Source organism: Vibrio cincinnatiensis, from assembly GCF_022113815.1.
Classification (GTDB): domain Bacteria; phylum Pseudomonadota; class Gammaproteobacteria; order Enterobacterales; family Vibrionaceae; genus Vibrio; species Vibrio cincinnatiensis_A.
In genome coordinates, this window is record NZ_SGOM01000079.1 from 1 (window position 1) to 550 (window position 550).

The 550-nt window shown below is 45.1% G+C and carries 1 protein-coding gene; it reads right to left on the bottom strand.

Translation table 11 applies throughout. The features are described 5' to 3' along the window. The coding region (locus EXA13_RS16685; RefSeq protein WP_238134104.1) for an IS3 family transposase at window positions 1-531 on the bottom strand (531 nt) is incomplete at its 3' end. Window positions 532-550: the final 19 nt, after the last annotated feature.

The window sequence follows — 550 nt, forward strand, 5'->3', positions numbered from 1 at the left end:
CATTTTCAGTGCATTCGTAATGAGTTGAACCGTCATCGTCGTATCTAAAGACCAACCAACAATACGCCGTGAATGCAAGTCCAGAACCGTAGCTAGGTAGAGCCAACGGCTCTTCACCCAGATGTACGTAATGTCAGTCACCCACTTTTGATTAGGGCGCGCTGCTTCAAAGTCTCTACGTAATAAATTATCAGCTACATTCGTCATCGCGGCAACATCCTTAGTGTATTTGAACCCTATACCGTTTCGCGCTTTGATACCCTTTTCTTTCATAATATCAGCAACATAGTTAACGCAACAGGCATAGCCTGCTTCGTTCAACTCATCGGTAATTCGCACAGAACCATAACGAGCACGATGCTTTGCAAAGGTGCACATGACTAACTGTTCAAAACGGCACCGCCGCTTTGAGCGTTCACTTGGCTCTCGATTCAACCACTTGTAATAACCACTAGGCGATACATCAAGGGCGTGACACATATGGGTCACTTTATATTCCCCAACATAACTTTCGATATACTCGTACTTCACTCTTGCTGCTTCGCGAAGT